The following is a 13,009-nucleotide window of genomic DNA, read 5'->3' as shown; positions in this document are numbered from 1 at the left end:
TTGTTGTGATGCTTTGATGCTCCCACTGTTGTGGCAGCGAATCAATCCCCGTGAAGCAAAATAAGTTCATTGTAATGCTGGTTCAGTGCAGCAGATTTTTGCTGGCGAGTTTGACGCCCGGATCATCGGGATCATTGCGCAGCTTAAAGCCGAGTTCTTCAGCCAGACGCTGCATATTGATATTGGTCGACAGGATTTCGCCATTCATGCGGCTGAACCCCTGCTGGCGGGCACTGGCAATCAGCGCTTTCATCAGTCTCGAACCAATGCCGCGATGCTGCCACTCATCGGCAACCACCAGGGCAAATTCACAGCTCTGACCATCCGGGTTCATGGTGTAGCGGGCAACACCGACTTCGGTTTCCTCGTCATCGATATCGGTGACGGCTATCAGTGCCAGTTCACGGCTGTAATCGAGCTGGGTAAAGCGAATCAGCATATCCTGGGTCAGCTCATTGAGCCGTTGCATAAAGCGGAAATAACGCGATTCTGCGGAGAGCTTGCGGAAGAAATTCTGCTCAATCATCGCATCCTCGGGCCGGATCGGGCGGATGGTGATATTACTGCCATCCGGTAACTGATCCAGCGTAATCAACTGGTTGGGATAAGGGTGAATCGCCAGGTGATCGTAACGGTTAATCCCGGCTGGCTGGTGGCTGATTTCGATACGGGCATCCAGTGCCATTACACCTTTCTCATCTGCAATCAGCGGATTGATATCCAGTGAGATCAGTTCGGGCAGTTCACAAACCATCTCCGACACCCGTAACAGGACCTGTATCAGGGATTCCCGGTTAATCGGCGGCAGCCCGCGGAACTCACCCAGCAGGCCCGAGATTTTGGTTTCGGCAATCAGGCGTTCGGCCAGAAAATGATTGAGGGGCGGCAGGGCGATGGCGCGATCCTGTAGCACCTCGACCTTGATACCGCCGGCACCGAACACGATCGCCGTACCGAATACCGGATCGCGGCTGGCACCCACCAGCAATTCGCGGCCTGATGGCGTTTCGTACATTGGCTCGACCGTGACATGCGTGGCGTAAGGGTTGCCCTGATTGACATGCACCTGTTCCAGCAATTCGTTGTAAGTGCTGCGAACAGCCTGAGCGTTAGTGATATTGAGGCGAACGCCCCCGACCTCGGTTTTGTGCACAATGGACGGTGAGCTGATTTTCATCACCACTGGAAAGCCCAGTGTTTCGGCGGCGACCAGCGCGGCATTGGCGCTGTCACAGTCAATGCTGAAACTGACCGGAATTTTGAAGGCTTTCAGTAAGGCCCGTGATTCGGTGGTACTGAGTGTCTGCCGGCCCTCGGCGAGCACACTTTCAATAATCAGTTTCGCCCCCTCGACATCGGGGGCACTGAGTGAGGCCAATGGCCCGGGTACCTGCATCAACAACTGCTGATTATCATGAAAGCGTGACAGGCATACAAAAGCCTCTACTGAGGATTCCGGATTACTGAAACAGGGTAAATGATGACGCGCATAGAGTTTGTCGGCTTCGGCCACCAGATCCTGGCCCATCCAGCAGGCCAGCACCGGTTTGGACTGGCCATTTTGTGCCTCAATCACGGCTTGCGCGCAGGCATCCGGATCGGTCATCGCCTGGGGGGAAAGCATGACCAGCACGCCATCGACGTTGTCATCGGCAAGACAGACTTTGACCGCGTGCTGATATCGTTCGGGAGAAGCGTCGCCCAGAATGTCGACTGGATTTCGCTGCGACCAGTGGGGCGGCAATGATCGGTTAAGGGCTTCAATACTGTCATTCGAGAGTTCAGCCAGTTCGATATTCAGATCAACAGCACGGTCAGTGGCCATGACCCCAAGGCCACCGCCATTGGTGACAATCGCCAGCCGTCGGCCATTGACCCGGCTTTGAGTGGAGAGAATCTCGGCGGCGGCAAACAGCTGCTGAATGCTGTCGGCCCGGACCACACCGGCGCGTTTCAGGGCAGCATTAAACACATCATCGCCGCCAATCATGGCCCCGGTATGGGTAACGGCAGCCTGCGAAGCGGCCTGATGACGACCCGCTTTGATCACCACGACCGGTTTCATACGGGAGGCAATGCGCAGGCCACTCATAAAGCGACGGGCATCACGGATGCCCTCGACATATAACAGGATGCTCTGGGTTTTGGGATCCTGGGCGAGATAATCCAGCAGATCACCGAAATCAATATCGGCTGCATTTCCCAGTGAGACAATGGTGGAAAAGCCCACATCATTGGCACAGGCCCAGTCCAGAATGGCAGTACAGAGAGCGCCGGACTGGGATATCAAGGCGAGTTGACCTGGCAGGGCCGTGTTCTTGCTGAAGGTGGCATTCATCCCTATGGCAGGCCGGATCAGGCCCAGACAGTTGGGGCCGAGCAGTTGCATCTGGTAGCGCTTGGCCATCTGAACCACGCTTTTTTCCAGCGCGCTGCCCTGACCCTGACCTTCGCTGAAGCCGGCGGAAATAATGATGGCGGCACTGATACCATGCTCACCACATTGGCGGATAAGGTCCGGTACGGTCTCTGCCGGAGTGGCGATAACCGCTAAATCGATGGCCTGGGGCGCATCACTGATTTGAGCGAAGCAGGGTTGACTCAGTACTTTCTTATGCTTGGGGTTGATGGCATAGACTGGACCACGGAAATCGCCGCTGAGCAGGTTATCGAACACGCGTCGTCCCACTGAATTAGGCTCTTCGCTGGCACCGAAGACGGCGATGCCGCGGGGGGAGAACAGGCGATCCAGATAATGCGTATTCATCACTCCTTCCTGATAAGCTATGGGATTATGACCTTTTAGGCATGACTGGTAACAATGACCCTAGCATTCATTTCTCATCCCGACTGCATGCTGCATCAGACCGTATCCTACCACCCGGAGACGGCCGAGCGTTTGTCTGCGATTCATGACCAGCTGCTCGCCAGCGGTCTGGAGATGATACTACAGCATGTTGAAGCACCGCTGGTGACAAAAGAGCAACTTGAGCGGGTGCATGATACGGCTTATCTCGATGAGATTTTTCACAAGCTCGACAGTCAGGAAGAGGTCTGGCTGGATGGTGACACTCAAATGATGCCGGGTACCTTGGTGGCTGCCAGACGTGCCGCCGGTGCCGTGGTGGAAGCCGTGGACCTGGTCATGCAGGAACGTCATCAGCTGGCTTTCTGTGCCGTGCGGCCACCCGGTCACCATGCTGAACGGGATAAAGCGATGGGCTTTTGTCTGTTTAATAACATCGCTGTGGGCGCAGCGCATGCCCTGCAAAACTATGATCTCAGCCGTATCGCGATCATCGATTTTGATGCGCATTTCGGCAATGGCACCGAGCAAATATTTGCTGATAATGAGCAGGTTATGATCTGCTCTTGTTTTCAGCATCCGTTCTATCCGGGCGTGGGCGAACCTAAATATGAGGGACGCATCATCAACCTGCCACTTGCCGCCGGCGCGGAAGGGAATGAACTACGCCCCGGTGTCGAACAACATTGGCTACCAGCCCTGAATGCTTTCAAGCCGGAGTTGATTCTGATTTCGGCCGGTTTTGATGGCCATCGTGAGGATGATATGTCGGAGCTGTGCCTGGTTGAGGATGATTACGCCTGGCTCAGTGAGCAGATAAAGCATGTGGCTGATCACCATGCCGGTGGCCGGATAGTGTCCGTGCTGGAAGGCGGGTATGCCTTGTCAGCGCTGGGGCGCAGTGTGGTTGCACATCTGAAAGCGCTATTGGGTTAAGCCATAAAAAAAAGCCCCTGAGCGGGGCTTTTCTTGATGTCTGAGGTGTTTCTCAGAACGGGATATCGTCGTCGTAGTAATCAGCATCACCGCCATAGTCGGGGCCAGCGGAACTGGAGGCCGGTTGCGGCGCATTATAGCCGCCTGATTGCTGCTGAGGACGCTGGTCGAACGAGGTGTCACCACCACCGCCGCCACCGCTGCCTTTGCTGTCGAGCATAGTCATTTCGTTACCGACGATTTCTGTGGTGTAGCGATCCTGACCGCTTTGATCCTGCCATTTGCGGGTTTGAATCCGGCCTTCGATATAAACCTGAGATCCCTTGTGCAGGTACTGCTGAGCAATTTCACCCAGTTTGTTACGTAGCACAACCCGATGCCATTCTGTGCGTTCCTGGCGTTCACCGGTCTGGCGATCTTTCCAGGTTTCCGAGGTGGCAATACGCAGGTTGCAGATCGAGCCACCGTTAGGGAATGCGCGGCTTTCGGGCTCGGTGCCCAGGCGGCCGACGAGAATGACCTTATTTACTGACATGGCAAAATCCTTGGTTGAAATGTAATGTTTTATTCTACGATGCTAACGCTGAAAAGCGAAAGACTCCAGTTCAGACAGATTGATTTCATCGGGTGAGAACTTGACGTAAGCGACCTCTTCTTCCGGCACCACAATCGTCTCTTTGACCCCTTTAATGGCATTGAGCTTGTTGATAAACAGATCAATGTCGGCCAAAGCGCTTTCATTCATGTGAATAATGCGATTACTGTAATGACGCGGTGCCTGCATCGGCAATACCAAAAGCAGCCAGATGAAAATCAAAGCGCTGCTGGCATAGAAAATCCCATCCAGCCCGAAGTTGGCGTAAAGCATGCCGCCCATGGCGCCGCCAATAAAGGCGCCGAGAAACTGGGCACTGGAATAAATCCCCATTGCTGTCCCCTTGTTCTCCAATGGACTGAGCTTGGACATCATCGACGGCAGGCTGGCTTCCAGGATATTGAAGCCGGTAAAAAACAGCCACAGAAACAGCAGGATTGAAACCAGTGAGCCCGGCATCAGGGCCCAGCCCAGCTGTGCGAGACCCAGCACGGCAATGGCGCCGAGAAACACCGCTTTCATTTTGCGTTTTTTCTCGGCAATGATGATAAACGGCACCATGGTGACAAAAGCCAGTAGCAGAATCGGCAGATAGGCGAGGGCGTGTTGGCTCTTGGCAAGACCGGCGACGTTCTGCAATGCCAGCGGCAGGGCAAAGAAACTGGTAGTTAACAATAGATGCAGCACCATAATGCTGAATACCAGGCGCATGATTTGAGGATTGGCCAGGACGTTTTTGAACTGTTTTGGAACCGGCTCGATATCACGATGACTAACACGACGATGGGGCGAAGGCACCCAGAAATGCAGCACTGCCAGCCCCAGCAGGGCCATCAGCGCGGTCGCCCAGAAAATGCCCGACAGGCCAATCCAGTGCTCAAGCGCGGCCCCCGTTGCCAGTGCCACCGAGAAAGACAAACCAATACTGATGCCGATGCTGGCCATCGCCTTGGTGCGCTGCTCATCGCGGGTCAGATCGGCAGTCAGGGCCATCACGGCCGCGGCAATGGCGCCACTGCCCTGCAGCAGCCGGCCTACAATCACCATTTCAATGCTGCTGGCCATGGCGGCGACAATGCTACCGATGGCAAATAAAATCAGTCCGAGACTGATGATTTTTTTACGACCAAAACGGTCTGACAGCATACCGAAAGGGATCTGCAACAGCGCCTGGGTCAGGCCATAGGCCCCAATGGCCAGGCCGATCAGCATCGGTGTACTGCCACTGTATTGCTGAGCAGAAATTGAAAACACCGGCAGGATCATGAACAGGCCCAGCATTCTGAGGGCAAAAATGAGGGATAGGCCTGAAATGCTGCGTTTTTCCAACGCAGTCATTGCGGTCGAGTCAGTTTGTCTTTGCGTCATGATAGTTGGACAGAGTATATTGATCCGTTTGATTTTACTACGGAAACCTGATGAAAAATATAAGCGTTCCCGGGATGAAGCAAATCAGCATCCGTGGGGCCCGAACCCACAACCTGAAGAACATTGATCTGGATTTACCCAGAGATGCGCTGATTGTGATCACCGGCCTTTCCGGGTCGGGAAAATCCTCGCTGGCGTTCGACACATTATACGCAGAAGGACAGCGTCGTTATGTCGAATCCCTGTCCGCTTATGCGCGTCAGTTTCTGTCGATGATGGAAAAGCCCGATGTCGACCATATTGAAGGTTTGTCACCGGCGATATCCATCGAGCAGAAATCTACGTCTCACAATCCGCGTTCCACCGTGGGCACCATCACCGAGATCTACGATTACCTGCGGCTGCTGTTTGCCCGTGCCGGCGAGCCGCGCTGTCCGACACATCATCAACCGCTGGCCGCCCAGACCGTCAGTCAGATGGTCGATATGGTGCTTGCTATGCCCGAAGGCAAAAAGCTGATGCTGCTGGCACCGGTGATTCAGGACCGCAAAGGCGAGCACCGTGATGTGCTGGAAGAATTACGGATTCAGGGCTTTGTCCGTGCCCGGGTCAATGGTCAGGTGATTGAGCTGGATAACCCGCCCGAGTTGGAACTGCGCAAGAAACACACCATTGAAGCCGTCGTCGACCGTTTTAAAGTACGTGATGACTTGCAGCAGCGCCTCGCTGAATCCTTTGAAACGGCTTTAAACATGGCTGATGGCGTGGCCAAAGTCGTCGATATGGATGACGACAGTGATGAAACCCTGTTTTCAGCCCGTTTTGCCTGTCCTCAATGTGGTTATTCGATTTCTGAACTTGAACCGCGCATGTTCTCTTTCAATAACCCGGCCGGCGCCTGTGGTACCTGTGACGGTCTGGGCGTCAAGCAGTTTGTTGATCCGGCCCGTGTGGTGTCGCATCCGGAAATGAGCCTGACTGCCGGTGCCATTCGTGGCTGGGATCGCCGCAATGCCTACTATTATCAAATGCTGCAGTCACTGGCCAAGCATTATCAGTTTGATCTGGAAACGTCGTTTGAAGACTTATCTGAAGAGGTTCGCCAGGTATTGCTCTACGGCAGCGGCACTACCGCAATTGAATTCAAATACATGGGCGATCGCGGCAAACAGGTGGCGCGCAAGCATCCGTTTGAAGGCATTATTCCCAATATGCAGCGGCGCTATCACGAAACCGAGTCCAACAGCGTGCGGGAAGAACTCGCCCGTTTTCACTCGGTGCGCGCCTGCCCGGATTGTAATGGTACCCGTCTGAACTTGGCTTCAAGACACGTCTTTATCAATGAAACCACGTTGCCGGAAGTCACCCAAATGCCCATCGGCGAGGCCAGTAAGTTCTTCGAGACCTTGAGTCTGCCGGGCAATCGGGGCGAAATTGCTGCCAAGATCATTACTGAAATTTCTGCCCGTTTGAGTTTTCTGGTCAATGTGGGACTGGATTATCTCAACCTGGCACGCAGTGCCGAGACCCTGTCCGGTGGTGAAGCGCAGCGGATTCGACTGGCCAGTCAGATTGGCGCTGGCCTCGTCGGCGTGATGTATATCCTGGATGAACCTTCCATTGGTCTGCATCAGCGCGATAATGACAGGCTTCTGGCGACGTTGACCCGACTGCGTGATTTGGGGAATACCGTGATCGTGGTCGAGCATGACGAAGATGCGATTCGCACGGCCGATTATGTGCTGGATATCGGTCCGGGAGCCGGGGTCCATGGCGGCGATATTGTCTGCCAGGGTTCGCCTCAGGATATCATGGACTGTGAGCAGTCACTCACCGGTCAGTTCCTGTCTGGTAAGCGCAAAATTGAAGTGCCTGACCAGCGCGAGAAGTTTCATGCCGGTAAAGTCATCGGCCTGCGCGGGGCCTGTGGCAATAACCTGCAGAATGTCGACATCGATATTCCGGTGGGATTGATGACCTGCGTGACCGGCGTATCCGGTTCGGGTAAATCGACGCTGATCAACGAGACCTTGTTGAAGCTCACGGCCAGAACCCTGAACGGGTCTTCCGATGAACCGGCGCCGCACCAGGATATTCTGGGGCTGGATCAACTGGACAAGGTGGTGGCCATCAACCAGAGCCCGATTGGCAGAACGCCGCGATCCAACCCGGCGACCTATACCGGCCTGTTTACTCCGATTCGTGAACTGTTTGCCGGCACACCGGAAGCCCGTTCCCGTGGTTACGGACCCGGCCGCTTCAGTTTTAATGTGAAGGGCGGTCGCTGTGAAGCCTGCCAGGGTGATGGCCTGATTAAGGTCGAGATGCACTTCCTGCCTGATATCTATGTGCCCTGCGATGTCTGCAAAGGGGCCCGTTATAACCGCGAAACCCTGGATATCCGCTACAAGGGCAAAACCATCACTGAAGTGCTGGATATGACCATCGAGGAAGCGAGTGTCTTTTTCGAAAACATCCCGGTGGTCGCCAAGAAACTGCAGACACTGATTGATGTGGGTCTCACTTATATCAAACTGGGACAGAATGCGACGACGCTGTCTGGGGGGGAAGCACAGCGGGTCAAACTGGCCAAGGAGCTGTCCAAACGCGATACCGGCAAGACCTTGTACGTGCTTGATGAGCCCACCACCGGCCTGCATTTCTACGATATCGAGCAACTGCTGAAAGTCCTGCACAGCCTGCGGGATCGTGGTAACACCATCGTCGTTATCGAGCATAACCTGGATGTGATCAAGACTGCCGACTGGATTATCGATATGGGACCGGAAGGGGGCTCCCGTGGCGGTATGGTGGTGGCGACCGGGACCCCGGAATCGGTCGCCGAGCATGAATCCTCCTACACCGGCCATTATCTTAAACCCTTGCTGAAATCATGAGTCTGGAACAGGAAATTAAACTTCAGGTCAGCCAGGACGAATCGCTGGATCTGGAAAAATTGGACTGGCTGATGGCGATGTCGGAACAACCCAGCCAGCGGATTCATTTGCTCAGCACCTATTTCGATACCCCTGACCTTGAGCTGAAAAGGTTCGGTGCCGGACTGCGGCTGCGTCAGATTGGTGAGCAGTGGCTACAGACCGTCAAATGCACTGGCCAGGCCGAAAACGGTTTGCATCAGCGCCAAGAATGGGAGCATCCGTTGACGGGCCCTGAGTTTGATAAGGCCCTGTTAATGCAGACTGAACTGGCGCCGCTGGTGGAGAATCCGCAGATCTGGACAGCCCTGGCACCGTTATTCACCACTGAGTTTGAGCGGCTGGTGCTACCACTGCAACTGGAGGATGGGACCTGTATTGAAATGGCTTATGACCGAGGTGAAGTGCGTGCCGGAGAGCGCCGGTCAGTTATCCATGAAATCGAGCTGGAACTGAAGCAGGGGGAAATAAAAAAAGTGCAGCAACTGGCCGACCGGCTGAAGGCCGCGTTGCCGCTGCAATACAGTGATATCAGTAAAGCGGCACAAGGTTATAGTGTTGCGCAAGTTAATGAAAAATAAGCATTTTATTTTGTTAAGCCAGGCGCAGACAAACCCCTGAAGAGTTTGCTATAGTCGAATTGAACCTTCTATTGATTAACAACATGGGACAGTTCAGCGCTTGTTGTTCTTGTGTTGCTTGTCTCACCCAAGCGAGAAGGAGTATCGACTATGAAGAAAAAATGGGTCGTCGTTGCCGAGAGCAGCCGCGCCAGAATCTTTTCGGTGGAAAGCCGGACCAGCCCGCTTAAAGAAGTGGATGATCTTATCAACAGTGCCAGCCGCCTCAAGGGAGAGGAACTGATGTCTGATGATGCCGGCCGTTCTTTTGATAGTCATGGTCAGGGAGGGCGTCACGCGATGGAGCCTCGCACTGAACCCAAGGAAACCGAGGTTCAGCACTTTGCCCACGATGTTGGAGAGCGACTGGAAAACGCGCGTCGCGTCGGCGATTATAACGATCTGGTGATTATCTCTTCACCCGGCTTTCTGGGTAAGCTCAAGCAAAGCCTGGGTAGCGTGACACAGAAGCATATCAGTCAGACAATCAATAAAAACCTGATTCATAAAAGTGAAGCGGAAATCCGTGATTATCTGTTTCAGTAGCGCAATCCAAGGCCGGTGACGCCAGTTACCGGCCTTTACCTATAAGTGGCCTCATCGGGTCGACAAGCCCTGCCCCGTTTCAAACTTCCAGGTACGGATAATGGTCAGCATGTCATTATCCTTGAGGACATTGTCCGGTATTGCTGCATAGGGAGCACCCAGCCGGACTATTCGCACGGCCGCTTCATCCAGCACCTCATGGCCGGATGAACGCGATATCACAATTCCCTCCGCCGGGACGCTGCCATCTGGATTGATATCCACCGTCAGCATCAGGCTACCATTCAAACCCTGCCGTCGTGCTTCCTGCGGGTAATTCATATTGCCGATATTTTCGACTTTCATTTCCCAGGCCCTCATATAGGCCGCTGCCGCAAATTCCTTGGTGGAGGCAGAAATTCGCCGCTTTTTGGGGCGATCGCTAAGGGCGCGAGTGGTTTCGTCAAGCTTGTTCTGCAGGTCATGAATTTCATTCCTTGCCTGCAACATCATTTCCCGGGCGGATGGTCGGGGCGCTGGCTCTGGAGCGACCTCAACCTCCGGTTCCGGCTTTGTCTCCGCTTTATCCACGGTCTCGATTTTGCGCTCGGCAGTCTCCTGCGTCAGCTTTTTCACCGATTTTTCTGGCTGCGGCTCAGCAGGTACGGGGGGCGTGGGTTTGGGCTCTGGTTCAGGCGGCACCGGTTCGGGTTCCGGGGTGGGTGGTTCGGGGGCTGGCTCCGGTTCAGTCACCGGCATTGGTTCAGGCTCAACTTCTGTTTGGGCGATGGGCGGCACCGGTTCAGAACTGGGTGCTTCTTCGACGATGGGTACGGGTAAAGCCGGTGTGGGTTCCGCTGTCGCGATGTCGGTCTCGCCGCCGCCTTCGTTATCAGCCTGAGCGAGGAAATCGGCTTCTTCGGGTTTGATCCGATCCTGCTGTTTGACCAGCGTGATTTCCAGATTATTAACCGGCGCGTTAGTCGGTTCAGAGAAGACGTCAAAACTGATGCCGAGCACAATGATCAAGTGAATGATAATCGAGATCAGCAGGGTAAACAGCAGTCTGTCAGAGGCAGTGATTCTTGCCATGGGTCATTAGGGTACCTGACGAATCAATGGAGTCTGATTCGGATCACTCAACCTGACTTGTTCGGCCATGGCCGCTGTCATTTCGATCTGTCCGTCAGCCCGCATCAGCATAACATGATCAATGCCCAGTGAGGCAGCAATCCGGGGCCACTCATCACCGGCAACAACTAAGGCTGTGGCCGCTGCATCAGCGCGGGCAGCCTGCTCGTGAATCACCGTGACCGAGATATTATCGCGGGCCGGTTGACCTGTTCTGGGGTCCAGAATATGGGGATAGCGAGTGCCCTCATAAGTGAAGAAGCGTTCATAATCGCCAGAGGTGAAAACACTCTCATCGCCCTGAATGGCGACAGAGGCCAGCATGCCACCCTCTTTACGCGGGTGACGGATACCGATGCGCCAGGGTCGGTCACCATGACTACCGATGGCACGAAGATCACCGCCGATATTGATAATTGCATTTTCAATACCTTGTTGTTTCAGTGCGGTAATCGCGGCATCAACGGCGGTGCCCTTGGCAAAACCGCCGAATCCCAGTTTGACCATCGGGTTGTCACTGCTCAGCACATTATTATCGATATGAATATCGTCCATGGTCGGTGCCGCGGCCAGCCATTCATCGATCTGAGCCTGCGCTGGTGGCGGACGTGATTCAAACCAGTTGTCCTGGTGGTAGCCCCACATTTCAAACAGTTTGCCAGCGGCCGGGTTGAACAGATGCTGACTGTCATGGGCATAGAGAGCGGCTTCCTCGATCACCGCAGCAACTTCGGGCTTGATCTCGACTGTTTCGCCGGCAGCAATCGCCTCGTTGATTCGGGTCAGCGTACTGGGCTGCCAGGCATGCCAGGTGTCATTGACGTTATTGAAAGCCTGTTCCAGCACATCGATGGTTTTGTCAGCGGTTTCGGCATCAACACCATAAAGACTGACATCAATCTCGGTGCCAAAAGCATAGAATTTAGCCTGTCGGGCACGTTCGCTGTCACCACAGGCTGTGACCAGCAGGCTGGTGATCAGTAAAAACGGGATAAAAAGTGGTTTCATGGCAGTCTTTGTTCAATGGCAGTCATTAAGTCGGCACCGATATTGAGCCCGAATTCACGGTCGAGTTCACGGATGCAGGTCGGGCTGGTGACATTGATTTCGGTGAGGTAATCGCCGATCACATCCAAACCCACAAAAATCAGACCTTTTTCGCGCAATTTGTCTCCTACCTGCTGACAAATCCAGCGATCCCGCTCACTGAGGGGACGGCCTTCAGCTCGGCCGCCGGCAGCAAGATTACCGCGGGTTTCGCCCATAGCCGGAATCCTTGCCAGCGCATAGGGTACCGGTTCGCCGTCTATCAACAGAATGCGTTTATCACCGTCTTTGATTTCAGGTAAATATTTCTGCGCCATCACCGATTTGCGGCCATGATCACTCAGTGTTTCAACAATAACGGAGAAATTGGGATCGTCACGGTTAATCCGGAATATTGAGGCACCGCCCATGCCATCCAGCGGTTTCAGAATGATATCGCCATGTTCCTGCTGAAATGCTCGGATCAGGTGCTTATGGCGGCTGACCAGGGTCGGTGGGCAGCATTGTGGGAACCAGGCAGTGAACAGTTTTTCATTGGCATCGCGCAGGCTCTGTGGGTCATTGACGATCAGCACCCCGGACGCCTGTGCCTGTTCCAGCAGATAGGTGCTATATACGTATTCCATGTCGAAAGGCGGATCCTTTCGCATCAGGATGGCCTCCAGATCGGTGACCGGCCGGGTCTCGCTGGCACCCAGCTCAAACCATTTATCCGGATTTTCAAATACTTTCAGTGGTCGCATTTCGGCAAAGACCTTGCCGTCACGCAGAAACAAATCCTGTTGTTCCATGTACAGGATTTGCCAGCCCCGCTCCTGGGCGGCCAGTAACATCGCAAAACTACTATCTTTCTTGATATTGATCCGGGAGACCGGATCCATAACGATACCGACGGTACGTTGCATATCCCACTCTGTGTACGCTGTGAAAAGACAGCCCATTGTACCTGAAAGCCTGATTTGACCGCAGATTTTGCATAGCCTCTAAACACTGGGCAGCGGATGATTGCATGATGCGTCTCTACAAGCGGGCATGGGATTCGCTA

At 54.2% G+C, this 13,009-nt stretch carries 10 protein-coding genes; 4 read left to right on the top strand and 6 right to left on the bottom strand.

Annotated features, from left to right (window positions below; translation table 11 throughout):
- Nucleotides 1-82: 82 nt before the first annotated feature.
- Entirely contained in the window at nt 83-2,767 is a 2,685-nt protein-coding gene (locus OMQ46_RS06850; RefSeq protein WP_266235997.1) for a bifunctional acetate--CoA ligase family protein/GNAT family N-acetyltransferase, read from the bottom strand.
- Between the two features lie 54 nt (nt 2,768-2,821).
- Between OMQ46_RS06850 and OMQ46_RS06845 the strand changes: the two genes are divergently transcribed.
- Nucleotides 2,822-3,742, top strand: coding sequence for a histone deacetylase family protein (locus tag OMQ46_RS06845; protein ID WP_266235995.1), 921 nt, complete (start codon nt 2,822-2,824; stop codon nt 3,740-3,742).
- A 52-nt stretch (nt 3,743-3,794) separates the two neighbouring features.
- Here OMQ46_RS06845 and OMQ46_RS06840 read toward each other — a convergent pair whose 3' ends face one another.
- Together OMQ46_RS06840 and OMQ46_RS06835 are read right to left on the bottom strand one after the other, a co-directional pair.
- Entirely contained in the window at nt 3,795-4,277 is a 483-nt protein-coding gene (locus OMQ46_RS06840) for a single-stranded DNA-binding protein (protein WP_266235993.1), read from the bottom strand.
- A gap of 42 nt (nt 4,278-4,319) precedes the next feature.
- Complete coding sequence (locus OMQ46_RS06835; RefSeq protein WP_266235991.1) at nt 4,320-5,705, bottom strand: MFS transporter; 1,386 nt, start codon at nt 5,703-5,705, stop codon at nt 4,320-4,322.
- A 74-nt stretch (nt 5,706-5,779) separates the two neighbouring features.
- On the opposite strand from OMQ46_RS06835, the gene uvrA reads away from it, so the two are divergent.
- From uvrA to OMQ46_RS06820, 3 genes are all read left to right on the top strand, one after another.
- Complete coding sequence (gene uvrA / locus OMQ46_RS06830) at nt 5,780-8,602, top strand: excinuclease ABC subunit UvrA (protein ID WP_266236489.1); 2,823 nt, start codon at nt 5,780-5,782, stop codon at nt 8,600-8,602.
- A complete protein-coding gene (locus OMQ46_RS06825) occupies nt 8,599-9,222 on the top strand; it encodes a CYTH domain-containing protein (RefSeq protein WP_266235989.1) in 624 nt (207 codons plus the stop codon). Before uvrA ends, OMQ46_RS06825 begins: the two co-directional genes overlap by 4 nt.
- A 150-nt stretch (nt 9,223-9,372) precedes the next feature.
- Entirely contained in the window at nt 9,373-9,807 is a 435-nt protein-coding gene (locus tag OMQ46_RS06820) for a host attachment protein (protein WP_266235988.1), read from the top strand.
- A gap of 51 nt (nt 9,808-9,858) precedes the next feature.
- Here OMQ46_RS06820 and OMQ46_RS06815 read toward each other — a convergent pair whose 3' ends face one another.
- From OMQ46_RS06815 to gshB, 3 genes are read right to left on the bottom strand one after another with little or no spacing between them, the layout of a single operon-like run.
- Nucleotides 9,859-10,878 carry an energy transducer TonB gene (locus tag OMQ46_RS06815; protein ID WP_266235987.1) on the bottom strand — a complete coding sequence of 340 codons (1,020 nt, stop codon included), beginning with the start codon at nt 10,876-10,878 and terminating at the stop codon, nt 9,859-9,861.
- A 6-nt stretch (nt 10,879-10,884) separates the two neighbouring features.
- Nucleotides 10,885-11,925 carry an FAD:protein FMN transferase gene (locus tag OMQ46_RS06810; protein ID WP_266235986.1) on the bottom strand — a complete coding sequence of 347 codons (1,041 nt, stop codon included), beginning with the start codon at nt 11,923-11,925 and terminating at the stop codon, nt 10,885-10,887.
- Nucleotides 11,922-12,869, bottom strand: coding sequence for a glutathione synthase (gene gshB / locus OMQ46_RS06805; protein WP_266235985.1), 948 nt, complete (start codon nt 12,867-12,869; stop codon nt 11,922-11,924). Before gshB ends, OMQ46_RS06810 begins: the two co-directional genes overlap by 4 nt.
- Nucleotides 12,870-13,009: the final 140 nt, after the last annotated feature.

Source organism: Methylophaga sp. OBS1 (assembly GCF_026319365.1).
The sequence above is the reverse complement of the archived record's forward strand: the minus strand, read 5'-3'. Positions and strand labels throughout refer to the sequence as shown.

What these genes read in the sequence shown, in the direction of transcription:
- OMQ46_RS06850 (WP_266235997.1), bottom strand. Translation starts at nt 2,767, where the DNA reads ATGAATACGCATTATCTGGATCGCCTGTTCTCCCCCCGCGGCATCGCC.
- OMQ46_RS06845 (WP_266235995.1), top strand. Translation starts at nt 2,822, where the DNA reads ATGACCCTAGCATTCATTTCTCATCCCGACTGCATGCTGCATCAGACC.
- OMQ46_RS06840 (WP_266235993.1), bottom strand. Translation starts at nt 4,277, where the DNA reads ATGTCAGTAAATAAGGTCATTCTCGTCGGCCGCCTGGGCACCGAGCCC.
- OMQ46_RS06835 (WP_266235991.1), bottom strand. Translation starts at nt 5,705, where the DNA reads ATGACGCAAAGACAAACTGACTCGACCGCAATGACTGCGTTGGAAAAA.
- uvrA (WP_266236489.1), top strand. Translation starts at nt 5,780, where the DNA reads ATGAAGCAAATCAGCATCCGTGGGGCCCGAACCCACAACCTGAAGAAC.
- OMQ46_RS06825 (WP_266235989.1), top strand. Translation starts at nt 8,599, where the DNA reads ATGAGTCTGGAACAGGAAATTAAACTTCAGGTCAGCCAGGACGAATCG.
- OMQ46_RS06820 (WP_266235988.1), top strand. Translation starts at nt 9,373, where the DNA reads ATGAAGAAAAAATGGGTCGTCGTTGCCGAGAGCAGCCGCGCCAGAATC.
- OMQ46_RS06815 (WP_266235987.1), bottom strand. Translation starts at nt 10,878, where the DNA reads ATGGCAAGAATCACTGCCTCTGACAGACTGCTGTTTACCCTGCTGATC.
- OMQ46_RS06810 (WP_266235986.1), bottom strand. Translation starts at nt 11,925, where the DNA reads ATGAAACCACTTTTTATCCCGTTTTTACTGATCACCAGCCTGCTGGTC.
- gshB (WP_266235985.1), bottom strand. Translation starts at nt 12,869, where the DNA reads ATGCAACGTACCGTCGGTATCGTTATGGATCCGGTCTCCCGGATCAAT.